Here is a 24,969-nt window from a genome sequence, read left to right on the forward strand (position 1 = left end):
CCGCCCCGTCAGGGGCGCGGGGAACTGCGCGCCCAGCCCCCACCGACCCGCGGATACGGGCCGACGCAACCACGCACCCCTCCACCACCAAGCGCTAACTCCGCCCCCGCGGAACGCGCGGAACACGCTGAGCCGGCAGCCGCCGCAGCGCATCGGCCGCCGCCCGGGCCAACTCCGGACGGGCAAGGGCCTCGTTCAGCACGGGCCGGGCCCGCTCGTCGCCCAGCACACCGAGCCCCTCCACACAGGCGAGGGCGACCCGACGATACGGATCGTGCGGCCGGAACCGGCGGGCCAGGGTGGTGATCAGGGCCGGCACGGACTCGGGCGCCCGGAGTTCGACCAGGAGCCGTACCGGATGGAGGGCATAGGCGACGCGCAGCTCGTTGGTGGCGAGGGCCGCCGCCGCCCGGGCGGTGCGCGGGTCACCGAGCCGCGCCATCGCGTAGGCGGCGGAGGCGCACCGCTGCGGATCCCGGTGGTTGAGCAGCAGGACGAGCGCCTCGAAGGCCCGCCGGTCCCCGGCGACACCGAGCCGGAAGGCGGCCAGTTCGCGCGCCCAGAGCGGCTGTTCGGGAGCGACGAGTACGGCGGCCAGCTCGTCGAGATCACCGGTCGCGGCCAGTCGTTCGTACGAGAAGGACGCCATCGTGCCCGCCTCCTGCCGTAAGCGCTGAGTGAGCGATCGCAACTCTTCGTCCATGATGCAGAGACTAACGGCGACATAGGTCACATGGACCTGCCAGGAAGACGGGCTGGCGCGCTCGTTACTCACCGGTTAAGCTCAATCGAGCGAGTTACCCACTCGCGGTTCTGCCCGTGGTGGCCTGGTGACGCAGCCGCCGCAGGAACACCCTCACACCCCCGTGGTCGTGAGGGAGCTGGTCGGTTCGGTACTTCAGGTACCTCAGTTCGACATGACGGCACGGCTCCGGGACAGGGCCTGTCGGTTCTCCTCACCGTTTCGCGGGTTCGTGCACCACACCCGCGACCGGCACCGGGCGTGTGCGCTTCGCAGCCCGGCATCACCCGCAGACATCACGCGCACGCAACACGCGCTCCCTCCGCACTCCGTGCGCCCGTCGGCGTATCCGCGTGCGTCCCTCAGTCGTCACTCATTCCTGGAGTCCCGCGATGGCCACTCCCCTGTCCGACCCCTCGTCGTCCTCCGTGTCACTTCTCAGGACCGTCGCCGTCGTCGGCCTCGGCACGATGGGCACCGGTATCGCCGAGATCCTCGCCCGGGCCGGCCGCGAGGTCGTCGGCATCGACATCAGCGAGGCCGCCGCGGCGCGGGCCGTCAGCGCGCTTGAGTCCTCGACCGCCCGTGCCGTGCTGCGCGGGCGCATCACCGAGCAGGAACGCGGCGACACCCTCGCCCGCTTCCGCACCTTCACCGATCTGCGGGCCGCGGCCGACGCCGACATGGTGATCGAGGTGGCCCCGGAGTCGTACGAGGTCAAGCACCAGATCTTCCGGGAGCTGGACGGTGTCGTGCGCCCGGGGACGATCCTGGCGACCGGTACGAACGCCCTGTCGGTCACGCGGCTGGCCGCCGACTCGGCCCATCCCGAACGGGTCCTGGGCCTGCACTTCTTCAACCCCGCGCCCGCGATGAAGCTCGTCGAGGTCGTCTCGTCCGTGCTGACCGCGCCGGGCGCCGTCGCCGCCGTCACCGACCTCGCCCTCGAACTCGGCAAGGAGCCCGTCGCGGTCGGCGACCGCCCCGGCTTCGTCGCCGACGGCCTGCTCTTCGGCTACCTCAACCAGGCCGCCGCGATGTACGAGGCCAAGTACGCCGGCCGCGAGGACATCGACGCCGCGATGCGGCTGGGCTGCGGCCTGCCGATGGGGCCGCTCGCCCTGCTCGACCTGATCGGCGTGGACACCGCGCGTACGGTCCTGGAGGCCATGTACGCGGAGTCGCACGACCGGTTGCACGCGCCGGCGCCGATCCTGAGGCAGCTCAGCCAGGCGGGCCTGACCGGCCGCAAGACGGGCCGCGGCTTCTACACGTACGACGCCCCCGGCAGCGCGACCGTCGTCCAGGACGCGCTGACACCGCTCGACGGGGGGCCCGGAACAACCGGCCGGACCGTCCGCTCAGTCGGCGTCGCGGGCTCCGGAACGATGGCGTCCGGCATCGCCGAGGTCTTCGCGAAGGCCGGGTACGACGTCGTCCTCGCCGCCCGCACCGAGGAGAAGGCCGAGACCGCGAAGGCCCGGATCGGCAAGTCGCTCTCGCGCTCCGTCGACAAGGGCCGCATGACGGCCGAGGCAGCCGCCGCGACCCTGGAACGCCTCACCCCGGCGGGTTCGTACGAGGCCTTCGCCGACGTCGACCTGGCGCTGGAGGCCGTCGCCGAGGACCTGGAGGTCAAGCAGCAGCTCTTCGCCGTGTTCGACAAGGTCTGCAAGCCTGGCGCGATCCTGGCCACGACGACGTCCTCACTGCCGGTCGTCGCCTGTGCCCGGGCGACCTCGCGGCCACAGGACGTGATCGGCATGCACTTCTTCAACCCGGCGCCCGCGATGAAGCTCGTCGAGGTCGTGCGGACGGTCCTGACGGCGGACGACGTGCACGCCACGGTCCGGGAGCTGTGCGCGAAGATCCGCAAGCACCCGGTGGACTGCGGTGACCGGGCGGGGTTCATCGTCAACGCGCTCCTCTTCCCCTACCTGAACAACGCGATCAAGATGGTCGAGGAGCACTACGCGACGCTCGACGACATCGACGCCGCGATGAAGCTCGGCGGGGGCTACCCGATGGGGCCGTTCGAGCTCCTCGACGTGGTCGGTCTTGATGTCTCGCTGGCCATCGAGAAGGTGCTGCACCGCGAGTTCCGCGATCCGGGGCTGGCCCCGGCGCCGCTCCTGGAGCACCTGGTGGCCGCGGGCTGCCTCGGCCGCAAGACGGGCCGCGGCTTCCGCGAATATGCGCGGCGCTGAGCCGCCGCGCGACGACGGGCCCGGGGACCGGCCCGGCATGCTCGCCTCCGGGCCCGGGGACCGGCCCGGAGGCGACCGTGCGACCGGCTCCGCCGCCGCCTCGAAACACGGACCGGAGGCCGGTCGCGCCTCGGGCGCCGGCAGCACCCCGGGACCCCGGAACGGCCCGGACCGCCGCCAGAACCGGCACGCACCCCAGGAGCCGGTTGCCCGGGGCAGCCAGGACGACCGACACAAGCCGGAACCGACCGACGCCCACAACTCGCGCATCGGGCCCGGCCCGGCCCGTCGGCGCGGGGCGGACGACGACAGGCACAGCCCCGACCGTCCGCGCAGCCCGGAAGGCGGGCCGAGGCCAGCCGACCCCCACGGCTCGGCCACCGGCCGCGAGCCGGTCGCCCGACGCAGCCCGGACGACGGGCACAGCCAGGACGATCGGCGTGAGCCGCACGGCAGGGCCGAACCTGCCGACGCCGCCGGCTCGGGCACCGGCCGCAAGCCGGACCGCACCCCCCTGCCGGGCCGCCCGGCAGGGTCGGGCGGGCGGGGCACCGGCGGGTCCCGGACCCGGGGTGGCAGTTCGTTCGTCACGCGGGCGGACTGGGGCGGGCTGCTCGACCCGGCCGGGGCCCCGGAGCGGGAAAGACCCGGTCGGGAGCGCTCCGGCGCGTCCATGGAGTACGTTCGGGGCATGTCCCAGCCCGCCAAGTCCTCCTCCCGTACACCAGCCACGTCCGACGCGCCGGAGAGCGCCGCGGGCGGCCGCGCCGCGGCCCAGCGGCTCAAGATGCGCCGAGAGCTGGCGGCCGCCGCGATGGAGCTCTTCGCGACGAAGGGGTACGAGGCGACGACGGTCGACGAGATCGCGGCCGCGGCCGGGGTGGCCCGGCGCACGTTCTTCCGGCACTTCCGTTCCAAGGAAGAGGCGATCTTCCCGGACCACGACGACACCCTGATCCGGGCCGAGGCGGTGCTCAACGCCGCGCCGGCGCACGAGCATCCGCTGGACACGGTGTGCCGCGGGATCAAGGAAGTCATGCAGATGTACGCGGCCCGGCCGGAGATCTCGGTCTCGCGCTACAAACTCACGCGCGAGGTGCCGACCCTGCGTGAGGCGGAGATCGCGTCCGTGGCCCGGTACGAGCGGCTGTTCACCCGCTATCTGCTGGGGCACTTCGACGAGCACGCCCACGACGACGACGCCAACGACGACCCGCTGCTCGCGGAGGTCGCCGCGTCGGCCGTGGTCACGGCGCACAACCATGTGCTGCGGAGATGGCTGCGGGCGGGCGCACAGGGGGACGTCGAGGCGCAGCTGGACCACGCCTTCTCGATCGTCAGGAAGACCTTCGGCACGGGGATAGGCGCCGGGCGGGACACCACCTCGCGCTCGGCGCCCGCGTCCACCGCGTCGGTGGAGGGCGAGGTGCTGGTGACCGTCGCCCGCGTCGACGCGCCCTTGCACCAGGTGATGCGCACCATCGAGCAGGCTCTCAAAGAGCGGTCTTAGACACCTCAGGCCGGCTGAGAAAGGGCGCTCCCTCCTGGAGGGGGCGCCCTTTTCGATCGATCATCGCTCATCTGTTACCACGAGATGACATTTGAGAGAAATTGTTGGCACTCGGTGCCTTGCTAGATGACACGCCGTGCCATACGTTGAAGATGTCCGGGCGGCCGGCGTGCAGAGAACCTTCGTACGCCGGCTGTCCCCGCAAGCCACGGCCTGCGAGCCCGGACGCCTGCGTCACAGGCAACCCTCCGCGCCACAAAGCGCTGCCGAGCACCACCCCTTCGCCGAACCGACGGCACGCCTCACCAGCAGCTACCCACCCCGACGTAACCCTCAGCGTTCTCCCTCGGACGCTCTCGGACGCTCATCGCCGGAGGCAACACCGTGAAGGAAATCCTGGACGCGATCCAGTCGCAGACCGCCACGTCCGCCGACTTCGCCGCGCTACCGCTCCCCGAGTCCTACCGCGCGATCACCGTGCACAAGGACGAGACGGAGATGTTCGCCGGGCTCACCACCCGCGACAAGGACCCGCGCAAGTCGATCCACCTGGACGACGTGCCGGTGCCGGAGCTCGGCCCCGGTGAGGCCCTGGTGGCCGTGATGGCCTCCTCGGTCAACTACAACTCCGTGTGGACCTCGATCTTCGAGCCGGTGTCCACCTTCAGCTTCCTGGAGCGCTACGGCAGGCTCAGCGAGCTGACCAAGCGCCACGACCTGCCGTACCACATCATCGGTTCCGACCTCGCGGGCGTCGTGCTGCGCACCGGCCCGGGTGTGAACGCCTGGCACCCCGGCGACGAGGTCGTCGCGCACTGCCTGTCCGTCGAGCTGGAGTCCAGCGACGGGCACAACGACACCATGCTCGACCCCGAGCAGCGCATCTGGGGCTTCGAGACGAATTTCGGCGGCCTGGCAGAGCTCGCACTCGTCAAGTCCAACCAGCTGATGCCCAAGCCCGACCACCTCAGCTGGGAGGAGGCCGCGGCGCCCGGTCTGGTCAACTCCACCGCGTACCGCCAGCTGGTCTCCCGCAACGGCGCCGGGATGAAGCAGGGCGACAACGTCCTCATCTGGGGCGCGAGCGGCGGCCTCGGCAGTTACGCCACCCAGTTCGCGCTGGCCGGCGGCGCCAACCCCGTCTGTGTGGTGAGCAGCCCGCAGAAGGCGGACATCTGCCGGGCGATGGGCGCCGAGGCGATCATCGACCGCAACGCCGAGGACTACAGGTTCTGGAAGGACGAGCACCACCAGGACCCGAAGGAGTGGAAGCGCTTCGGCAAGCGCATCCGTGAACTCACCGGCGGCGAGGACGTCGACATCGTCTTCGAGCACCCGGGCCGCGAGACCTTCGGCGCCTCCGTGTACGTCACCCGCAAGGGCGGCACGATCGTCACCTGCGCCTCCACCTCGGGCTACAACCACGAGTACGACAACCGCTACCTGTGGATGTCACTGAAGCGGATCATCGGCTCGCACTTCGCCAACTACCGCGAGGCCTGGGAGGCCAACCGGCTCATCGCGAAGGGCAAGATCCACCCGACGCTCTCCAAGGTGTACTCACTGGAGGAGACCGGGCAGGCTGCCTTCGACGTGCACCGCAACCTTCACCAGGGCAAGGTCGGTGTCCTGGCGCTGGCGCCCACCGAGGGCCTCGGCGTGCGCGACGAGGAGAAGCGAGCCCAGCACGTCGACGCCATCAACCGCTTCCGGAACATCTGAGGTCCGAAGATGACAGAGCGCCAGACGCCGCGGGAGCGCAACGAGAAGGACCGCCCGTGGCTCATGCGGACCTACGCCGGTCACTCCACCGCCGAGGCGTCCAACGAGTTGTACCGGCGCAACCTCGCCAAGGGGCAGACGGGTCTGTCGGTCGCGTTCGACCTGCCGACCCAGACCGGGTACGACCCCGACCACATCCTCGCCCGCGGCGAGGTCGGCAGGGTCGGCGTGCCCGTCTCGCACCTCGGTGACATGCGCAGGCTGTTCCAGGACATCCCCCTGGAGCAGATGAACACCTCGATGACCATCAACGCCACCGCCATGTGGCTGCTGGCGCTCTACCAGGTCGTCGCCGAGGAGCAGGGCGCCGACATCACCCAGCTCCAGGGGACGACCCAGAACGACATCGTGAAGGAGTACCTGTCGCGGGGCACCCATGTGTTCCCGCCGGTGCCCTCCCTCCGTCTGACGACGGACATGATCTGTTACACGGTCAACAACATCCCCAAGTGGAACCCGATCAACATCTGCAGCTACCACCTCCAGGAGGCGGGAGCCACTCCGGTCCAGGAGATCGCGTACGCGATGTCCACCGCGATCGCCGTGCTCGACGCGGTGTTCGCGTCCGGGCAGATCCGCGAGGACCAGAAGGGGGATGTGGTCGCACGCATCTCCTTCTTCGTGAACGCGGGCGTCCGCTTCGTCGAGGAGATGTGCAAGATGCGCGCGTTCGGCCGCATCTGGGACCGCATCACCCGGGAGCGGTACGGCATCGAGAACCCCAAGCACCGCCGGTTCCGGTACGGGGTCCAGGTCAACTCCCTCGGTCTGACCGAGGCGCAGCCGGAGAACAACATCCAGCGCATCGTCCTGGAGATGCTGGCCGTGACCCTCTCGAAGGACGCACGCGCGCGTGCCGTCCAACTGCCCGCCTGGAACGAGGCGCTGGGACTCCCCCGCCCCTGGGACCAGCAGTGGTCGCTGCGCATGCAGCAGGTACTCGCCTACGAGAGCGACCTGCTGGAGTACGCGGACATCTTCGACGGCTCGCACGTCGTGGAGGCGAAGGTCTCCCAGCTGATCGAGGACTCGTTCGCCGAGATCGACCGGATCGAGGAGATGGGCGGCGCGATGGCCGCCGTCGAGTCGGGCTACCTGAAGTCGCAGCTCGTGTCGTCGCACGCGCGGCGCCGGGCCCGTATCGAGTCAGGCGACGAGAAGATCGTCGGCGTCAACATCTTCGAGTCGACCGAGCCCAACCCGCTCACGGCCGACCTGGACGCCGCGATCATGACGGTCGACCCGGCGGTCGAGGCCCGCGTGACCGCCGCCCTCCAGGAGTGGCGCGACACCCGCTACCAGCCCCCCTTCAACCACCCGCGCCCGTGCAAGGCGCTGGACCGGCTGAAGGTTGCGGCGCAGGGCACCGGCAACCTCATGGCGGCCACCCTGGAGTGCGCCCGCGCCGGGGTCACGACCGGCGAGTGGGCCGGCGCCCTGCGTGAGGTGTTCGGCGAGTTCCGCGCCCCAACCGGTGTGTCGTCCGCGCCCGTCGCGGTGACCGCCGAGGAGGGCACCGCGATGGCGGCGGTCCGCCGCAAGGTGGAGCTGACCGCGAGGGACATGGGCGTCGGCAAGCTGCGCTTCCTGGTCGGCAAGCCGGGCCTGGACGGGCACTCCAACGGCGCCGAGCAGATCGCCGTACGGGCCCGTGACGCCGGGTTCGAGGTGGTCTACCAGGGCATCCGGCTCACGCCCGAGGAGATCGTGGCCGCGGCCGTCGCCGAGGACGTCCACGGCGTGGGCCTGTCCATCCTGTCGGGCTCGCACGCCCAGCTGGTGCCCGACGTGCTGGAGCGGCTGCGCGAGGCGGGCGCCGCCGACATCCCGGTGATCGCCGGCGGGATCATCCCGAACGCCGACGCCGAGCTGCTCAGGGCCGCCGGAGTGGCCGCGGTCTTCACCCCGAAGGACTTCGACATCACGGGAATCATCGGCCGTATCGTCGACGAGATCCGGAAAGCGAACAAGCTCGACCCTCTGGAGGTCCCCGCATGACCAGCCCTGTTCCCCAGGTCAACCGTTTGCGCCCGCGGCGCTCCTGCCTGGCCGTGCCCGGCTCGAACCCCCGCTTCCTGGAGAAGGCCCAGGGCCTGCCCGCCGACCAGGTCTTCCTCGACCTGGAGGACGCGTGCGCGCCGCTGGCCAAGCCGGAGGCGCGGCACACCATCGTCAAGTTCCTCAACGAGGGCGACTGGACGGGCAAGACGCGGGTCGTGCGCGTGAACGACTGGACCACCGAGTGGACGTACCGCGATGTCGTGACGGTCGTCGAGGGCGCGGGGCAGAACCTCGACTGCGTCATGCTGCCGAAGGTGCAGGACGCCCAGCAGGTGGTGGCGCTCGACCTGCTCCTGACGCAGATCGAGAAGACCATGGGCTTCGAGGTCGGCAGGATCGGCATCGAGGCGCAGATCGAGAACGCGCGCGGGCTGAACAACGTCAACGAGATCGCGACGGCCTCCCAGCGCGTCGAGACGATCATCTTCGGCCCGGCCGACTTCATGGCGTCGATCAACATGAAGTCGCTGGTCGTGGGCGAGCAGCCGCCCGGCTACCCGGCGGACGCCTACCACTACATCCTGATGAAGATCCTGATGGCCGCCCGCGCCAACAACCTCCAGGCGATCGACGGCCCCTATCTGCAGATCCGCAACGTGGACGGCTACCGCGAGGTCGCCCGGCGCGCCGCGGCTCTCGGTTTCGACGGCAAGTGGGTGCTGCACCCGGGCCAGGTCGAGGCGTCGAACGAGATCTTCTCGCCCTCCCAGGAGGACTTCGACCACGCCGAGCTGATCCTGGACGCGTACGACTACTACACGTCCGAGGCGGGCGGCAAGAAGGGCTCCGCGATGATCGGCGACGAGATGATCGACGAGGCCAGCCGCAAGATGGCCCTGGTCATCTCCGGCAAGGGCCGCGCCGCGGGCCTGCGGCGCACCTCCGAGTTCGAGACGCCGGAGGCCTGAGCACATGCAGTTCGGCCGCACCTACGAAGAGTTCACCGTCGGCGACGTCTACAAGCACTGGCCCGGGAAAACGGTCACCGAGTACGACGACCACCTCTTCTGTCTGCTCACGATGAACCACCATCCGCTCCACATGGACGCCAACTACGCCGAGAACACGACCGACTTCGGCAAGAACGTGGTGGTCGGGAACTACATCTACTCGCTGCTGCTGGGCATGTCCGTCCCCGACGTGTCGGGCAAGGCGATCGCCAACCTGGAGGTCGAGTCGCTGAAGCACGTCGCGCCGACCTTCCACGGCGACACGCTCTACGGCGAGACCACGGTCCTCGACAAGACTCCCTCCAGGTCGAAGAACGACCGCGGGATCGTGTACGTCGAGACCAGGGGCTACAAGCAGGACGGCACGCTGGTCTGCGTGTTCCGCCGCAAGGTGATGGTCCCCACCGAGACGTACATCAAGGAGCGCGGCGGCGAACAGCCCGGCCGGCCCCAGCTCAAGGAGCAGGAGAAGTAGCCATGGCGCGACTTGCCCAGACCGCCGGTCTGACCGACATCCAGCGGGAGATCCTGTCGACCGTACGGGACTTCGTCGACAAGGAGATTCTCCCGGTCGCGACGGAGCTGGAGCACCGCGACGAGTACCCGCAGGCGATCGTCGACGGGCTCAAGGAGTTGGGCCTCTTCGGCCTGATGATCCCCGAGGAGTACGGGGGCCTGGGTGAGTCGCTCCTCACCTACGCGCTGTGCGTGGAGGAGATCGCACGCGGCTGGATGTCGGTGTCCGGCATCATCAACACCCACTTCATCGTGGCCTACATGCTCAAGCAGCACGGCACGCAGGAGCAGCGGGAGTACTTCCTGCCGCGCATGGCGGCGGGCGAGGTGCGCGGCGCGTTCTCCATGTCCGAGCCGGCGCTCGGCTCCGACGTGTCGGCCATCACCTCCAAGGCGGTGAAGGACGGCGACGACTACGTCCTGAACGGGCAGAAGATGTGGCTCACGAACGGCGGTACGTCGACTCTCGTGGCCGTTCTCGTGAAGAGTGACGAAGGCCACCCGGAAGGTACCGCGCCCCACAAGTCGATGACGACCTTCCTCGTGGAGAAGGAGCCCGGTTTCGGTGAGGTCCGCCCCGGCCTGACCATCCCGGGCAAGATCGACAAGATGGGCTACAAGGGTGTCGACACCACCGAGCTGATCATGGATGGCCTGCGCATTCCGGCCGATCGTGTGCTCGGAGGCACCACCGGTCGAGGTTTTTATCAGATGATGGACGGCGTCGAAGTGGGCCGTGTCAATGTGGCCGCACGTGGCTGCGGTGTCGCTCAGCGTGCGTTTGAGCTGGGCGTTTCCTATGCCCAGCAGCGTCACACCTTCGGCAAGCAGATCGCTCAGCACCAGGCGATCCAGTTCAAACTGGCCGAGATGGCTACCAAGGTCGAGGCCGCCCATGCGATGATGGTAAACGCGGCACGCAAAAAGGACTCCGGCGAGCGAAACGACCTCGAAGCGGGGATGGCGAAGTACCTCGCCTCCGAGTACTGCAAGGAGGTCGTGGAAGACGCCTTCAGGATCCACGGCGGCTACGGCTTCTCCAAGGAGTACGAGATCGAGCGCCTCTACCGCGAGGCCCCGATGCTGCTGATCGGCGAAGGTACCGCCGAGATCCAGAAAATGATCATCGGACGCAGGCTGCTCGAAGAGTATCGGCTACAGGGCTAGATATACCGATTCGGGGTGTTTTCATCGAGAAGAAGGTCACACCCCGTCAGCACTCTTCGGACACCGACTCGGCTTCCTGGCTTACCCAGTTGTGGCCCGCGACCGGTACGATCCCGGGAAAGCCGCCGTCCCCGTTCACAGCGCGGCATCATCCGCTACGAAGGTCATCCATGCCCCACAGCCAAACCTCTGCACCACGCGACAGCCTGGCCGGCGTACGTCTTGCGCGCGGAGCATCGCCGTGGCTCCTCCCGACCGTCGCCACCGCAGCCCTCAGCCTGGTACGCGCGCGCAAGTCCGGCGCCGCCAAGGCCGTGGCCGTGCCCGCCACCGCTCTCGCGGCGGGCATGCTGTGGTTCTTCCGCGACCCCGAGCGCGAGATCACCCAGGGCCGGGTCATCTCGCCCGCCGACGGTGTGGTGCAGAGCATCATGCCGTGGAAGGACGGGCGCACCCGCGTCGCGATCTTCATGAGCCCGCTGAACGTCCACGTCAACCGCGCGCCTCTCGCCGGCACGGTGACGTCGGTCGAGCACATCCCCGGCGGTTTCGTCCCGGCGTTCAACAAGGAGAGCGAGAACAACGAGCGCGTTGTCTGGCACTTCGACACCGAGCTCGGCGACATCGAGATGATCCAGATCGCCGGTGCGGTCGCACGGCGCATCGTGCCGTACATCCCGCAGGGCACCAAGGTCGAGCAGGGCGAGCGGATCGGACTGATCCGCTTCGGGTCGCGCGTCGACATCTATCTCCCCGAGGGCGTGGAGGTCGACGTGGAGGTCGGTCAGAAGACCGTGGCGGGGGTGACTCGCATTGACCGTGATTGATCCCGAGACGCAGACCGGCTGGGTGCCGGAGGCCGATGAGCTGGACGACGAAGAGGAGATGCCCCTCTCTCTCCGCCTCTCGATAGCGGACACGCTCACGCTCGGTAACGCCACGTGCGGCTTCATGGCGGTGTACTTCACCACGACCGGCATCCTGATCCCGCACCTCACGGGCAGCCAGGAGACCGGCATGGCGCGGCACAGCGCCGCGACGGCCGTGATCCTGATGCTGTGCGCGGCGGTCTTCGACCTGTTCGACGGTCTGGTGGCCCGCAAGCTGCGCTCGTCCCCGATGGGCGCGGAGCTGGACAACCTCTCGGACCTGATCAGCTTCGGTCTGGCCCCGGCGTACTTCGTGCTCGTCTACGGCATGGTCGCCGACGACGCGCACCAGCGGGTGGCGGCGGTGGGCGGGATCGTGGTCCTGCTGGCCGTGGTGCTGCGGCTGGCGAGATTCTCGTGCGTCACCGTCAAGGACGGCACCTTCCAGGGCATGCCGTCGCCGTTCGGCGCTCTGACGGTCGTCTCGATCGTGCTGCTTGAGCTGCCGTTCGTCGCCACGCTCATGGCGATCATCGGTACCGCGTGGCTGATGGTGAGCCGGGTCGAGTACCCGAAGCCGCGGGGACGGCTCGCTGTGGCGATGCTCTCCTGGATCGTGCTCAGCATGGCGCTGCTGGCCGCCTGGGCGTTCGACGCGCCCGGTGGGCAGCTGCTGCTGCAGACGGGGTGTGCGCTGCAGCTCGTCATGGGTGCGGTCATTCCCCTCTTCGCCACGGCTCGGCGGGTGAACAACTTCCGCGGGAACCGGCGAGAGGCTCGGGCGGCGCAGTTGCCCTAGCGGGCGGTGATTGATGTGACGCACGTAGGGCCCCGAACCTCTACTGGTTCGGGGCCCTACGTGTGGAGTGACGTCGGGTGCGGGGGGGCCGGTCGCGCAGTCCCCCGCGCCCCTGACGGGGCCCCTGACGGGGCCCGCAGGGCGTTAGGCGCTCGGTGTGTACGACTCCGCCACCGTGGAGGCCGTGGGCTCCTGGACCACCCTCATGCCGCCTGTCACCGTCTTGTCGGGCTGGAGGATGACGCTCTCCTTGGAGGAGGACGCCTTGGGGTCGGTGAAGTTCTGGGGGGTGCCGAATCCCGTGTCCAGGGCGTCGATGGTGAGCAGGGCCTTGTCCACGCCCTCACGGGTCAGGTCCTTGGACGCGCAGGCCTTCTTCAGTGCCTCACCGAACGCGGAGGCGGCCGTCCAGCCGGCCACCACACCGTTGTCCAGTGAGTCCTTCGGGTAGGCCTTCTTGTAGTCGGCGACCAGCTTCTTGGCATCCGGGGTGTCCGCGCCGATGGGGAGCGAGGGCGAGGCCACCCAGTAGTTCTTCATCAGCGCCGGACCCGCCTGGGTGGCCAGCAGCTGCGGGGCGAAGGCCGAGTTGTTGCCGATGATCGGGACGTTGAAACCGCCCGCCGCGGCGACGCCGACCAGGGAGGCCGCCTGGCGGGGGCCCGCGCTGAGCACGACCGCCTTGACGCCGGCCTTCTTCAGAGCTGCGACCTGCGCGGTCATGTCGTTGTCGGTCGGCTTGATCTTCTGCTCGACGACGGTCAGCCCGGCCTCCTTCGCGATGTGCTCGGAGCCGGTCAGCGCGCTCTCGCCGTAGTCGCCCTCGAAGTACACGTGCCCGAGCTTGTCGCCCTTCTTGAGGCCCTTCTCCTTCATCAGGAAGTCGACGGCGTTGATCGTCTCGATGTCGTACGTGGATCCGATGACCCGGATGTAGGGGCTGCCGAGCAGGGCCGACGACCAGCCCTGCGGCAGTACCAGGCCCTTGTCCTGGCCGTCGATGCGCGGCTTGGCCGCGGCGACGAACGGCGAGCCGATGAACTGGGCGAACCCGAGCACCTTGGGCGCCAGCTCGGTGTAGGCGGAGACGGCCTTCTGCGGGTCGTAGCCGTGGTCGCGGACGGTCAGCTCGACCTTGTAGCCGCACACGCCCCCGTCGGCGTTCAGCTGCTTCACATAGAGCTGCTGGGCCTGGGTGACGCTCTTGCCGAGGGTCGCGTAGACCCCCGTCATGTCGGTGAGGGCGCCCAGCGAGATGGTCTTGCCGGAGATGCCCTCGCCGGTCTTCACCCCGCCCGCGGCGGTGTCGCCCTTCTTGTCGTCGTCCTTGGCCTTGGAGCTGCAGCCGGACAGCAGCAACAGCGCCGCGACCGCCCCGGCGGCCACCCTGGTCGTGCGGGTCGTGTTCATCGTGCTCATCGTTCCTCCCCTGGATCGGTCCTGAAGCGTCGTCCGGCGGCCACCCTGACCAGGCCGCCGGGAAGGAAGAGCACCACCACGACAATGGCGGCGCCGTAGAGGTACCGGGATGCCTCCCCCGGTGCGATCCCGCCCGTGCCGGGGGCGGAGACCAGGGGCAGCGCATCGCTGTAGCGGGTCAGCAGCTGCGGCAGCACGGAGACGAACACCGCGCCGATCACCGCCCCCGAGACCGAGCCGAGCCCGCCGATGACGATCATCGCGAGGTATTCGAGCGACAGCGTGATGCCGAAGTAGTCCGGCACCGTCCGCTGGAAGACCAGGGCGAGCAGAACGCCCGCTAGGCCCGCGTACATCGAGGACAGAACGAAGACGGCGGCCCGGTAGCGGGCCACGGGGACACCCATGACGCCGGCCGCGATGCGATGGTCGCGGATCGCGTTCATGGCGCGTCCGGGACGCCCTCGCAGCACCCCGCGGGCGAAGAGCGCACCGCCGAGCAGCAGCACGAGCGCCGCGTACCAGAGCTTCTCCGCCGAGCCGAACGGCACGTTGGCGACGAGGAGTTCACTGTCGTCGAAGGTCAGCCCGAACAGGCTCAGGGGCGGTACGTCACGGCCGTTGAAGCCGCCGGTGAGGTCCTTGGCGTTGAACAGCACGTGCTGGCCGATGAAGATCAGCGCGAGTGTGGCGATACCCAGGTAGGCGCCGCGCAGGCGTCCCGCGATGGGGCTGAAGAGGCCGCCGGCCAGGCCCGCGACCAGGACGGCGAGGACGGCCGCGAGCCAGGTCGGCAGGCCGAGGCCGGTGAGCCCGTCACCGCCGTCCGCGGCGAACACGCAGTAGCCGTACGCGCCGACCGCGAGGAAGAAGGCATGCCCCATGGAGAGCTGGCCGGTGGAGCCGGTGAGCAGGTTGAGTCCGATCGCGCCGATCGCCGCGGCCATCGCGAACAGGCCCGCCTGGAGCCAGAACCGGTCCAGGTAGAAGGGCAGGACGAGCAGCAGGACGGCGCCGGCGGCCCAGACGTACGTGCGCTTGCGGGTGGCGAGCCGCAGAGGGCGGCGGGCGGGGGTTTCGGATGCGGGCGCTTCGGAAACCGGTACTTCGGAGACGGGCGTCTCAGACACGGGCCAGCTCCTTCGTGCCGAACAGCCCTGCGGGCCGGATGAGCAGGATCACGGTCATCACGAGGTAGGGGGCCACATCGCCCAACCCGCGGCCCAGGAACGACAGTTCGCTCTGGTAGCCGGTCGCGAGGGATTCCGTGACGCCGACGATCAGACCGCCGACGAGTGCTCCGGTGGTGGAGTCGAGGCCGCCGAGGATCGCGGCGGGGAAGGCCTTGAGGGCGGCGAGCGAGGTGGCCCGCTCCAGGCCCGGTGTGGGGAAGACGGTCAGGAACAGGGCGGCCACGGCGGCGAGTCCGCCCGCCACGGCCCAGGCGCCGAGCGACACCCGCCCGAGCCGTACGCCCATCAGCGCGGCCGTCTCCGTGCTCTCGGCGGCGGCCCGCATGGCCACTCCCCAGGAGGTGTACCGGAAGGTGAGCAGGAAGGCCGTGATGAGCAGGCCCGCGGTGACGAAGGCGGCGATGCGCGTGTGCGCCAGCGAGATGGAGCCGATGGCGAGCACGTCGTCGCCCCACGGGTCGCCCAGCGGCAGTACGTCGGTGCCGATCCGGCGGGAGAGCTCCGTGATGAGCAGGATGTCCACACCGATGGTGACGATCGCGAGAACGCTGTGGTCGGAGCCCCGGTAGCGGCGCATCACGAGGAACTCGACGGCCGCCCCGACGAGCGCGGACCCGGCGATCCCGGCCAGCAGGGCGGGCCAGAAGCCGATGTCGTCGTGGAGGACCGCGGTGATGTAGCCGCCGGCCAGCAGCAGGGACGCGTGGGCGAAGTTGACGACCTCGGTGGCCCGGAAGATGACCACGAAGCCGAGGGCGATGAGGGCGTAGACGGACCCCATCGAGAGCCCGTTGAGGAGGAGTTCGGCGAAGGTGCTCACGACGTGGTCTCCTCTTTCCCGGAGCGCCCGGCCCCTTCGGGTTCCTCGGAGCGCTCCCCCAGGTAGGCGCGTACGACCGCCGGATCGTTCTGTACGTCGGCGGGGGCACCGTCCGCGATGCGGCGCCCGAAGTCGAGTACGGTCACCGCGTCGGCGAGCCGCATCACCACCCCCATGTCGTGCTCCACCAGGACGATCGAGATGCCGAGGCTGTCGCGGACTCCCGCGATCACGGCGGCCGTCCGGGTCCGCTCGTCGGCGGTCATGCCGGCCACCGGCTCGTCCAGGAGCAGCAGCCGGGGTTCCATGCACAGGGCGCGGGCGAGTTCGGCGAGCTTCTGCTGGCCGTACGGCAGCGAGCCCGCCGGACGGTCGAGACAGGACGAGATGCCGACGAACTCGGCGATCTCACGGACGCGTTCACGGTGACGGCGCTCCTCACGGGCCGCTGCGGGCAGCTTCAGTCCCGCGGAGAGGAAGCCGGTGCGGGTCAGCCGGTGGCGGCCCAGCAGGAGGCTGTCCTCGACCGTGGCGAGCGGTGGCAGGGCGAGGTTCTGGAAGATGCGGGCGACGCCCAGACCGGCGATGCGGTGCGGAGGCATGCCGGTCAGTTCGTGGTCGCCGAAGCGGACGCTGCCGGCGGTGGCTCTGTAGACGCCGGACAGCACGTTGAAGCAGGTGGACTTGCCGGCGCCGTTGGGGCCGATGAGGGCGTGCACGGTGCCGGGGCGCACGGTGAAGTTCACGGCGTCCAGGGCGGTCAGACCGGCGAAGCGCACGGTCAGGTCCCGTACCCGCAGCGGCGGTACGTCCGTGTCGGCCCCGGGGCCGGGTGAAGTGGGCGGTGGCGGCGCGTCGTTCGTCATGGTGATGTGCTCACCCCTTCCATCGGGTCAGCGCCGGGTGCGAGGCGCGAGCCCGCTCGGCGTCGGCCGCCGCGTCCTCGTCGACCACGCCCAGGTAGCGGCGGCGCACCTCGTCGGAGGCGGCCAGTTCGTCGGCGGGCCCCGACAGGGTGACCTCGCCGACCTCCAGGACGTACGCGCGGGTGGCCAGACGCAGGGCCAGGGCGGCGTTCTGCTCCACGAGCAGGATCGAGGTGCCCTGGGTGTTGATCTCCCGTACCGTCTCGGCGATCCGGGCCGCCATCAACGGGGCGAGTCCCAGGGACGGTTCGTCGAGGAGCAGCATCCTCGGGGCGGCCATCAGGGCGCGGCCGACCGCGAGCATCTGCTGTTCTCCGCCGGACAGCAGACCGGCGTGCTGCTGGGCGCGGTCGGCGAGGACGGGGAACAGTTCGTGGACGCGGCGCAGGGCGGCGGCCCGCTCGGCGCGGCCGCCGGTGGCACCGAGCGCCCCGGCGCGCAGGTTGTCGGCGACGGTCATCCGGGCGAACACCCGGCGCCCTTCCGGGATCTGGGAGATCCCGGCGGCCACCACCCGGTCCGGCGGAAGGCCGTCGATACGGCGGCCGTCGAACTCGACCGTGCCTGCGGTCACCGCGCCGCCGTGGAAGGACAGGGTCCGGCAGATGGCCCGAAGGAGGGTCGTCTTGCCCGCGCCGTTGCTGCCGAGGACCGTGACCACGGCTCCCTCCGGCACCTCCAGGGACACCTGGCGCAGTGCTCGTACCGGACCGTATCCGACCGACAGGTCCCGTACGGCCAGCCCTGAACCACCCATGGCATTCCCCCTGTCATCGCGCTCTCGCTCGCCTCGCACCCCGGCGTGTTCACGTCCGGTGTGGCGCTCACCACAGCACCGGCGGAGGCGTCCGTCCACCGGGCGCGGGCGAATCGCTGCGGGTGACCAGCGGGTGCGGGCAGGCGTTGTGCGCGCGCACAACACCGCGTGTCAGGGGCCTGTGCGGGGCGGCGCACAGGTGACATCCTCCGGCCATGGGAGCCCGCAGAAGGCGTACCGGTCATGACTGGAAGCTGCTCGCCGAATCCTGCACGGCGCTGCTGGAGCGGCTGCCGGAGCTGGTCGACGAGCACATGCGGCAACTGGCCGAACACTCACCCGTCTACGGGGAGTTCCTGCCGTACGACCAGCAGTGGCGGGAGGCCCAGGACGCGATGCGGATCGGGATCGAGACGATCTCCGCGCCCCGGGACTCGCCCCGCCGCGATCTGGAGTACGCGGAGGACGCGGGCCGGCGCCGGGCCCAGCAGGGCCTGCCGCTGGAGCTGCTGGTGCACGCGTACCGCTCCGCGGGCTATCTGGTGTGGGACGCGCTGCTGGAGGCGGCGACCGGCAAGGAGCCGGAGCGTCTCGGTGTGCTGATGCGGTCGGCGACCATGGTGTGGTCCGCCGTGGACGCGCAGGCCGCGGCGGCGACCGAGGCGTACCTGGCGACCGAGATGGAGCTTCGGCGGCGTACCGACGAACGGCTCCAGGCGCTGCTCGACGCGCTGCTTGAGGGGCAGGAGGCGCCCGGCCTGGCGGCGCGCGCCGCCGCGGGGCTCGATCTCCCCGAGCGGGGTCCGTACGCCGTGGTCGTGCTGCGCTCGGAGCGGCGGGAGCCGGTGCGGCGGCCTGTGGAGGGGGCGGGGCTGCGGTTCGTCTGGCGTATGCGGGCCGACTGCGAGGTGGGGGTGGTGGCCCTCGGGCCCGGACAGGGCCTCGACGGGGTCGCCCGGGCGCTCGACGGGCGCTGTTCCGGCCCCGGCGGGATCAGTCCCGTCGTCGCCGGGCTCGCCGAGCTGGGGCGGGCGCGGCGGCTCGCCGAACTGGCCCTGCGTACGTGTCCGCCGGACGCGAGTGCCGTCGTGCGGCTCGACCAGCGGATGCCGACGGCGCTCGTCGTCAGCCAGCCGGAGCTGGCGGGGCGGCTGGTGGCGGACGTCTTCGGTTCCCTGCTGGAACTCGAACCGCCCGACCGGGCCGTGCTGTTGGAGACGCTTGACGCGTGGCTGAGTTGCGAGGGGTCTGCCGGGCGGGCGGCGGGGCGGCTGTACTGCCACCGGAACACCGTGTTCAACCGTCTGCGGCGGTTGGAACAGCTGACTTCGCGGTCGTTGGCGCGACCGCGGGATCTGATCGAGATGACGTTGGCGTTGGATGCGTATCGGTTGGCGGGGACGGCGGGGGCGGGGTGAGGCTTTCCTCGGGGGCGCCGCCCCCTCGCAGTGACGGGAAGGACAGGTTCCTCAGGTCAGGAAGTCCTGGGCGATTCGTTCGGCGACCTTCTCCAGGATCGGCCCCGCATCCGCGATGCACCGGCCGACGTCGGGCTCGACATCCGTGAGCGGATACACCCGCCGAATCCCGGCCCGCCCGAGCGCCTCGGGAGCGAGGGCCAGCCGCCCACACACGGCGATGACCTCCTTGCCGGCGGCACGCGCGGCGGCCGCGACCCCGGCGGGCGCCTTCCCGTGCAGGGTCTGCTCGTCCAGCGACCCCTCCCCCGTGATGACGAGCGTCGCCCGCTCCAGCGCGGGCCCGAACCCCAGCACGTCCAGCATGACCTCGATACCGGGCCGGAAACTCGCGCCAAGACCCACCAGAGCCCCGTACCCGATGCCACCGGCGGCCCCCGCCCCGGGCGCGACGGCATACTCCGCCGCCTTGCTCCCGATCGACTTCTCCAGAATCGCGGCGAAGTGCGCGAGCCCCGCGTCGAGGACCGCGACGTCGTCCGGGGAAGCGCCCTTCTGCGGCCCGTACACCGCCGGCGCGCCCTTCGGCCCGGTGAGCGGATTGTCCACGTCGCTCGCGAGGACCACGTCGACGGTGGAGAGCCGGGGGTCGAGACCGGTCAGGTCCGCCGTGGCGAGTGCCCCGAGGGAACCGCCCCCGGGCGGCACGGGCTCGCCGTCCTGGTCGAGGAACCGGGCCCCGAGCGCGGCCAGCATCCCGGCCCCGCCGTCGGTGGTCGCGCTGCCGCCGACGCCGAAGACGATCGTCCGCGCCCCGGCGTCGAGCGCGGCCCGCAGCAGTTCCCCGGACCCGTACGTGGACGACGTGAGCGGCGCGAAGGTCCCGGCGGGCAGCCGCTGCAGCCCGCTGGCCTCGGCCATCTCCACGACCGCGGTCCCCTCGCGCAGGGCGAACGCGGCGGTGACCTCGTCGCCGAGGGGCCCGGCGACCCGTACCTCGTGCCGCTCGAACCCCGCGGCGACCGCCGCGGCGACGGTGCCGTCGCCGCCGTCGGCCACCGGGAGCGACTCGACCTCGACCTGGGGCGCGATCCGGTGCAGTCCCGCGGTGACCCGCTCGGCCACCTGCACGGCCGTGAGCGAGCCCTTGAACTTGTCCGCGGCGATGAGTACGCGCTGGATCTGGCTACCGGTCCGGTTCACTGCAGCGTCCGCCACCTTGTGTTCCCCTTGCTCTTCGGGCCTTGCGCATGTCAAGGCAGTCGCGCCGCTGCGACCCTAACCGCAGGAGGGGGCCGCTGCCCAGGGCGGTTCTCAGGACCCGGACAGCGGTCGGACAGGCTCGGACAGGCTCGGACAATGCCTCGCGGGACGGCGCCGGGTCAGCCGGCGTCGGTTCCGCGCGAGTCGTAGAGCTGGTGCGTCAGCGTTCCCTTGTGCCCGAACGGGATGCTGATGTGCTCCAGCACATCCTCCAGCAGATCGAGGTCCCCGGTCCGCACACCGACGTCCCCGGTGTTGACCAGAGGCCCGGCGGGAGCGGCCTGGGCGACGGCGGCACCGGCGCCGGACAGGACGGCGGCGACCGCGAGGGCACCGGCCGCGAGGACCGTCGTACGACTCAACGACTTCATGGGACTCCAAACGCGCCATACGAATAAAACCCGACGACCTTCTCATGTGGCGCGGAGCCGTACGTATGCAGAACAGCTCAGACCAAGAGAGATTCAACAGACCGGGTGTAGGTCCACCGCGCGTTGACGATCTTGCGGGGTCCGCGCTCCATCTCGTTACGCTGGCCCGATGACCACCCCTGACTACGCCACGTACATCGCGGGCCTCCCCCGCGTGCTCGTCGGCGCCGCCGCTCTCTTCCGTGATGCCGAGGGCCGTGCACTGCTCGTCGAGCCCAACTACCGTGCGGGCTGGGCGTTGCCCGGCGGGACCGTGGAGTCGGACGCCGGGGAGACACCGAGGCAGGGGGCCCACCGGGAGACCCTGGAGGAGATCGGCCTGGACCTGGCGATCGGCAGGCTGCTCGCGGTGGACTGGGTGCCCGGTACGGAGCGGCCCCCGATCGTGGCGTACCTGTACGACGGTGGGGTCCTGACGGAGGACCAGTTCAAGTCGATCCGCCTCCAGGAGTCGGAGCTGCTGTCCTGGCGGCTGGTCCCGCGCGAGGAGCTCACCGAGTACATGTCGGGCTCCCTGGGCCGCCGTGTGGTCGCCGCGCTCGACGTACTCGCGGAGGGAACGGGAACGGCGGAGCTGGAGAACGGCGACCGGGTCGGCTGACGCCTGCTTCACACCTGCCCGGTCATCCGTATATCCGGTCGCCCCGGACGGTCGGCCGCCCTACGCTCGCCCCATGAGCAAGCCTCTCGTCGCCGTCCTCAGTGGTGCGGGCGTGTCCACCGAGCAGAGCATCGGCAGAAGTAACCTCCTGCCATGACCGATGACTTGGTACAGCGAGCGCACTGGGGTGACTTAGAAGGCCAGAACTGGGCGGGGTTGGTCCGTCTCTCCCTCGAAGCGGAGGACGAGGAGTTAACCGCGCGGGCTGCGCGCCCGACACCGGATCACCCCGCCGGCAGCGGCACGAAGTGGCGTCCGGCCACCGGCCGGGACATCAAGAGCAGGGAAGAGCAGGAGAAGGACGCACGCCGTTTCGTCGAGAGTCGCGGGGGCCGGTACGTCCACACGTACGAGGAACCCGACACATCGGCCTGGAAGCGCAAGCGGGTACGCCAGCCCGACGGGACCGTTGCCTACCGCGTGATCCGCCCCGTGTTCGAAGGGGCGTTGGAAGATCTCAAGCGCGGAGCCGCACCGAACAGCGAGCGCCTGGACGGCCTGATCGTCTACGACATCGACCGTCTGACTCGGGACAATCGGCATCTGGAAGACGCCATCGAGGTGGTCGAGAACTTCCGCCGCCCGATCATCGACATCACCGGCACGCTTGACCTTCTCACCGACAACGGCCGCACGGTCGCACGTCTGCTGGTCACCGTGGCCAACAAGTCGAGCGCAGACACGGCCCGACGGGTTCGCCGCAAGCATCATGCGTTGCAGCAGGCAGGGATACCCACGGGCAGCACCCGCCCCTTCGGCTACAAGACCGACAAGTGCACGATTGAACCCAAGGAAGCTGCCGCCATCCGGAACGCTGTTGAGCGCATCCTCACCGGCGCGTCTCCACGGGCGATCGTCGTCGACTGGAATGGTCGGGGTATCCGCACACCGCTGGGGAACAAGTGGACCAAGGAGACCGTGAAACAGGTACTCCGCAATCCTCGGGTCTGTGGTTACCGCTCCAAGAAGGTTCGGGAATTCAACCCCCAAACCGGCACCGAGAGCGTCCGAGTCGAGCCCGTACTTGATGAAGACGGGGACATCGTCAAGGGTCAATGGGACGCGATCATCTCACCGGCTGACTGGGAGGCCGTGACCGCCGCTATCGGCAGCAATCCGGAACCCGGTGACGCCTACAACGCCCGCAAGTACTTGGGGACGAGCATCCTGCGATGCGACAAGAACGGATGTGGGGGCCGGTTGCGAGCCATGAAGGCCTCAGCGAGCCGGAAGAAGCCCGCAGGGTTCTTCGACTACACGTGCCCCGACAAGGGCACCGGGTACGGCTGCGGCGGGATTCGCATCTCCGGTCCGGAGACCGACGAGGCGATCAAGATGCTGGTGATTGCCAAGTACGAGGAAGAGGCCAGAGACCGCGCAGCGACGGCAGTTCCCGAGGAGTGGGACGGTGAGGAAGACCTCTTGCGGATCAAAGAGGACATCGCCGACTGGACCATGCAGCGGGAACAGCGACTCGTCAGCAAAGAGCGGTTCTTCTCGTTCCTCGCGAAAGCGGAAGCGACTGAACGTCGACTAGTCAAGGAGCGGAACGAATGGCGCCGCCGTACGCTCCTCGCACAAGGAGAGCCGGTCGACCTGGAACGCGAGTGGGACGATCTCGACTTTGTGGAGAAGCGCGCGTACGTAGAGAAGGCTCTACTGACTGTGCTTGTCAGCCCTGCGGTCCGTCTTGGCGGTCCTGTCTGGGATCGGCTGACGCCTATCTATCGGGACGAGGACTGATCGGGGACTGATCGCCCCACTCCCGTCAACACCGGGCCCGTCACGGCGAACGCTTGCCAGACCGGGCCCTCCCCGTATTCACCTGTATGCCGAGAATCGCGTTCACCTGCCGCCAACGGGCATCCGACCACTTCGGGGCCCTGCGCGCATGCTCTCTCGCCCACTCCCACCCGGCAGCGTTCGTCCTCTCGCGTCGCGACGTCAGCGGTCCGCCTCCCTCGGCAGGACCGATCGCTCTTCACGGGCAGTTTCCCGCAACAGAGCAAGGTCATCAGCTACCCCAGCAGCGATGAGTGCGGCACCAGGTGTGTGACCAGAGCCGACGTAGAGCCAGTGCCTGTCGGTGACCGCGTCAGGCACGGTGCCGGGGCCCATGAGTTCGGCGCGTTCGGCGCGCAGGGCTGCGTATGTGGTCGAGTAGGCACGGGATTTAGTGAGGATGTGGCCCCGGTAGCCGAGGGTGTGGGTCCAGCTCCGCAGGCGGAGGAGTTCGTATTCGGGCAGGCCGCCGAGACGCCAGCAGGTGCGCATGAGTGCGCGTACGTGGTTGGTGACGTGTGCCGCGCCGATGTCGCTCCAGGTCGTGATGCGGTAGTCGGTGCCGGCACCTGTCTCGCTTGCTCCCTTGGTGACGTACTTGGCGACGTACGCGGCTACGGCGTCGTCATCCGGCCCCGTCGCGTGGAGGGGGCGCGTGTCGATCTGAGTCCCCCAGCGGAGTGCGAGTTCACCGATGGCGGGAGTATGGGGCGTGCGGACCATGACCCGACTCACGGCAGCCTGCACAGCATCGGTCAGACGGTCGACCGTGCCCCAGGCCGGAGGATCGTCGGTGGGTCCGGCCGGGCCGTCGAGGCGGATCACGGCGTGGACGTGGACGGCCGCCCGCTTCTGGTACTCAGCGACGCGGGCGAAGGAAAGCCGTGCGTGTTCGGGGAGGCGGGACTGTACGACGCCTGCCGTCGTGGCGAGTTGGCGGCGGATACCGATGACGAAGCGGTCCCATAGCTTGCCCGCGTATGCGTGCCACAGGACATGGGCCGGGTAGTCGTAGCAGTCGGCGCACAAGGGTTGGCCGACGAGGAAGTCAGCCGGGTAGTGGACGGTCCCGCAGCCGAGTGGTCGACCGTGCTCGCACGCGCCTCTGTCCCGTCGGGGGTGGCAACGGCTATCCCCGGCACGGTGGACCGCGCCAAAAGACGGTGCAGTCAGGGTGACGAAGAGCCGAGGTCGTTGGCGCACGGTGTCGGGGACGTTCTTGCCGCCGATCAGGCCCGCGCGGACGAGGTGGAAGGTGTCGCCCGCGTGGAGGCGTGAGCACGGGGCGCAGACGGTCGCGCGTCGGTTGCGGCATCGGATGAGGAGTCGTTCGCCGGGTTCGTCGCGGGTGTCGTAACGACGGAGAACCTCGCCGGTCGTTGCGCTGAGGATGGTGGTCGAGCCGGACAGGTGGACGGGATGGGCACAGCCGCCTGTTGCGGTGATCTGTTCCAGCCAGCGTGCGAACTTCGGATCTTGGGCGATGTGGATTGCGTCGCGGTCTGCTTCGGGGAGCTGACGCAGGCGCGCCGCGCGGTCGAGGGCGGCGCGCCTGTAAGCCGAGGTGTTCTCGGGTGTGATGGTGGTGGCCTTCCGGGGTGGGCCGCCGAAGCGGCACGGGTGATGGTGGGTGGCGCGCAGTCGGTCACGTGGATCACTCCTTCAGTGGTCGGGTGGCGTGTGTGGTGCTTCAGCG

The 24,969-nt window shown here is 69.7% G+C and carries 21 protein-coding genes; 12 read left to right on the forward strand and 9 right to left on the reverse strand.

The genetic code is table 11. From position 1 onward, the window contains the following. Positions 1–94 precede the first annotated feature (94 nt). Positions 95–703 (reverse strand): adenylosuccinate lyase, encoded by a 609-nt coding sequence (locus ACIOKD_RS00610; RefSeq protein WP_402076492.1) that lies wholly within the window; start codon positions 701–703, stop codon positions 95–97. Between the two features lie 431 nt (positions 704–1,134). Between ACIOKD_RS00610 and ACIOKD_RS00615 the strand changes: the two genes are divergently transcribed. The 9 genes from ACIOKD_RS00615 (at position 1,135) to pssA (ending at position 12,603) form a co-directional block, all read left to right on the forward strand. Continuing rightward, positions 1,135–2,949: a 3-hydroxyacyl-CoA dehydrogenase family protein gene (locus ACIOKD_RS00615; RefSeq protein ID WP_402076493.1), complete on the forward strand. Its 1,815-nt coding sequence runs from the start codon at positions 1,135–1,137 to the stop codon at positions 2,947–2,949. A 691-nt stretch (positions 2,950–3,640) separates the two neighbouring features. Continuing rightward, positions 3,641–4,459 carry a TetR family transcriptional regulator gene (locus ACIOKD_RS00620; protein ID WP_402077643.1) on the forward strand — a complete coding sequence of 273 codons (819 nt, stop codon included), beginning with the start codon at positions 3,641–3,643 and terminating at the stop codon, positions 4,457–4,459. Between the two features lie 384 nt (positions 4,460–4,843). Then, the gene (gene ccrA, locus ACIOKD_RS00625; protein ID WP_402076494.1) at positions 4,844–6,181 is read left to right on the forward strand and encodes a crotonyl-CoA carboxylase/reductase; all 1,338 of its coding nucleotides are present in this window, start codon (positions 4,844–4,846) and stop codon (positions 6,179–6,181) included. A gap of 9 nt (positions 6,182–6,190) precedes the next feature. After that, positions 6,191–8,239, forward strand: coding sequence for a protein meaA (locus tag ACIOKD_RS00630; RefSeq protein ID WP_402076495.1), 2,049 nt, complete (start codon positions 6,191–6,193; stop codon positions 8,237–8,239). Next, entirely contained in the window at positions 8,236–9,210 is a 975-nt protein-coding gene (locus tag ACIOKD_RS00635; protein ID WP_402076496.1) for an HpcH/HpaI aldolase/citrate lyase family protein, read from the forward strand. The genes ACIOKD_RS00630 and ACIOKD_RS00635 overlap by 4 nt, the downstream gene beginning before the upstream one ends. Positions 9,211–9,214: 4 nt before the next feature. Further along, positions 9,215–9,727, forward strand: a complete 513-nt coding sequence (locus ACIOKD_RS00640) for a MaoC family dehydratase (RefSeq protein WP_402076497.1) — start codon at positions 9,215–9,217, stop codon at positions 9,725–9,727. Between the two features lie 2 nt (positions 9,728–9,729). Beyond that, positions 9,730–10,935 carry an acyl-CoA dehydrogenase family protein gene (locus tag ACIOKD_RS00645; RefSeq protein ID WP_402076498.1) on the forward strand — a complete coding sequence of 402 codons (1,206 nt, stop codon included), beginning with the start codon at positions 9,730–9,732 and terminating at the stop codon, positions 10,933–10,935. Between the two features lie 170 nt (positions 10,936–11,105). Beyond that, positions 11,106–11,762, forward strand: a complete 657-nt coding sequence (locus tag ACIOKD_RS00650; RefSeq protein WP_248776693.1) for a phosphatidylserine decarboxylase — start codon at positions 11,106–11,108, stop codon at positions 11,760–11,762. 22 nt (positions 11,763–11,784) lie between these two features. Beyond that, entirely contained in the window at positions 11,785–12,603 is an 819-nt protein-coding gene (gene pssA / locus ACIOKD_RS00655) for a CDP-diacylglycerol--serine O-phosphatidyltransferase (protein WP_107016960.1), read from the forward strand. A 144-nt stretch (positions 12,604–12,747) separates the two neighbouring features. Here the strand turns inward: pssA and ACIOKD_RS00660 are convergent, their stop codons facing one another. The 5 genes from ACIOKD_RS00660 to ACIOKD_RS00680 are packed head-to-tail and all read right to left on the reverse strand — an operon-like array spanning position 12,748 to position 17,718. Beyond that, positions 12,748–14,022: an ABC transporter substrate-binding protein gene (locus ACIOKD_RS00660; RefSeq protein WP_402076499.1), complete on the reverse strand. Its 1,275-nt coding sequence runs from the start codon at positions 14,020–14,022 to the stop codon at positions 12,748–12,750. Beyond that, entirely contained in the window at positions 14,019–15,152 is a 1,134-nt protein-coding gene (locus ACIOKD_RS00665; RefSeq protein ID WP_402076500.1) for a branched-chain amino acid ABC transporter permease, read from the reverse strand. Before ACIOKD_RS00665 ends, ACIOKD_RS00660 begins: the two co-directional genes overlap by 4 nt. Beyond that, complete coding sequence (locus tag ACIOKD_RS00670) at positions 15,145–16,035, reverse strand: branched-chain amino acid ABC transporter permease (RefSeq protein ID WP_402076501.1); 891 nt, start codon at positions 16,033–16,035, stop codon at positions 15,145–15,147. Before ACIOKD_RS00670 ends, ACIOKD_RS00665 begins: the two co-directional genes overlap by 8 nt. Further along, positions 16,032–16,901, reverse strand: a complete 870-nt coding sequence (locus tag ACIOKD_RS00675; protein ID WP_402076502.1) for an ABC transporter ATP-binding protein — start codon at positions 16,899–16,901, stop codon at positions 16,032–16,034. The genes ACIOKD_RS00670 and ACIOKD_RS00675 overlap by 4 nt, the downstream gene beginning before the upstream one ends. 10 nt (positions 16,902–16,911) lie before the next feature. Beyond that, a complete protein-coding gene (locus ACIOKD_RS00680) occupies positions 16,912–17,718 on the reverse strand; it encodes an ABC transporter ATP-binding protein (protein WP_402076503.1) in 807 nt (268 codons plus the stop codon). Positions 17,719–17,933: 215 nt separating this feature from the next. Here ACIOKD_RS00680 and ACIOKD_RS00685 point away from each other — a divergent pair, with 215 nt between their 5' ends. Then, on the forward strand, positions 17,934–19,136 hold the full coding sequence (locus ACIOKD_RS00685) for a PucR family transcriptional regulator (protein WP_402076504.1): 1,203 nt from the start codon (positions 17,934–17,936) through the stop codon (positions 19,134–19,136). A 51-nt stretch (positions 19,137–19,187) separates the two neighbouring features. Here ACIOKD_RS00685 and ACIOKD_RS00690 read toward each other — a convergent pair whose 3' ends face one another. Next, positions 19,188–20,354 carry a glycerate kinase gene (locus ACIOKD_RS00690; protein WP_402076505.1) on the reverse strand — a complete coding sequence of 389 codons (1,167 nt, stop codon included), beginning with the start codon at positions 20,352–20,354 and terminating at the stop codon, positions 19,188–19,190. Between the two features lie 164 nt (positions 20,355–20,518). After that, the gene (locus ACIOKD_RS00695; protein WP_402076506.1) at positions 20,519–20,770 is read right to left on the reverse strand and encodes a hypothetical protein; all 252 of its coding nucleotides are present in this window, start codon (positions 20,768–20,770) and stop codon (positions 20,519–20,521) included. Positions 20,771–20,939: 169 nt separating this feature from the next. On the opposite strand from ACIOKD_RS00695, the gene ACIOKD_RS00700 reads away from it, so the two are divergent. Together ACIOKD_RS00700 and ACIOKD_RS00705 are read left to right on the forward strand one after the other, a co-directional pair. After that, complete coding sequence (locus ACIOKD_RS00700; protein WP_402076507.1) at positions 20,940–21,431, forward strand: NUDIX domain-containing protein; 492 nt, start codon at positions 20,940–20,942, stop codon at positions 21,429–21,431. Positions 21,432–21,584: 153 nt separating this feature from the next. After that, the gene (locus ACIOKD_RS00705; protein WP_402076508.1) at positions 21,585–23,234 is read left to right on the forward strand and encodes a recombinase family protein; all 1,650 of its coding nucleotides are present in this window, start codon (positions 21,585–21,587) and stop codon (positions 23,232–23,234) included. 201 nt (positions 23,235–23,435) lie between these two features. Here ACIOKD_RS00705 and ACIOKD_RS00710 read toward each other — a convergent pair whose 3' ends face one another. Next, on the reverse strand, positions 23,436–24,797 hold the full coding sequence (locus tag ACIOKD_RS00710) for a replication initiator (RefSeq protein ID WP_402077646.1): 1,362 nt from the start codon (positions 24,795–24,797) through the stop codon (positions 23,436–23,438). Positions 24,798–24,969: the final 172 nt, after the last annotated feature.

Source organism: Streptomyces sp. NPDC087844, from assembly GCF_044742785.1.
In the GTDB taxonomy this organism is placed as follows: Bacteria; Actinomycetota; Actinomycetes; order Streptomycetales; family Streptomycetaceae; genus Streptomyces.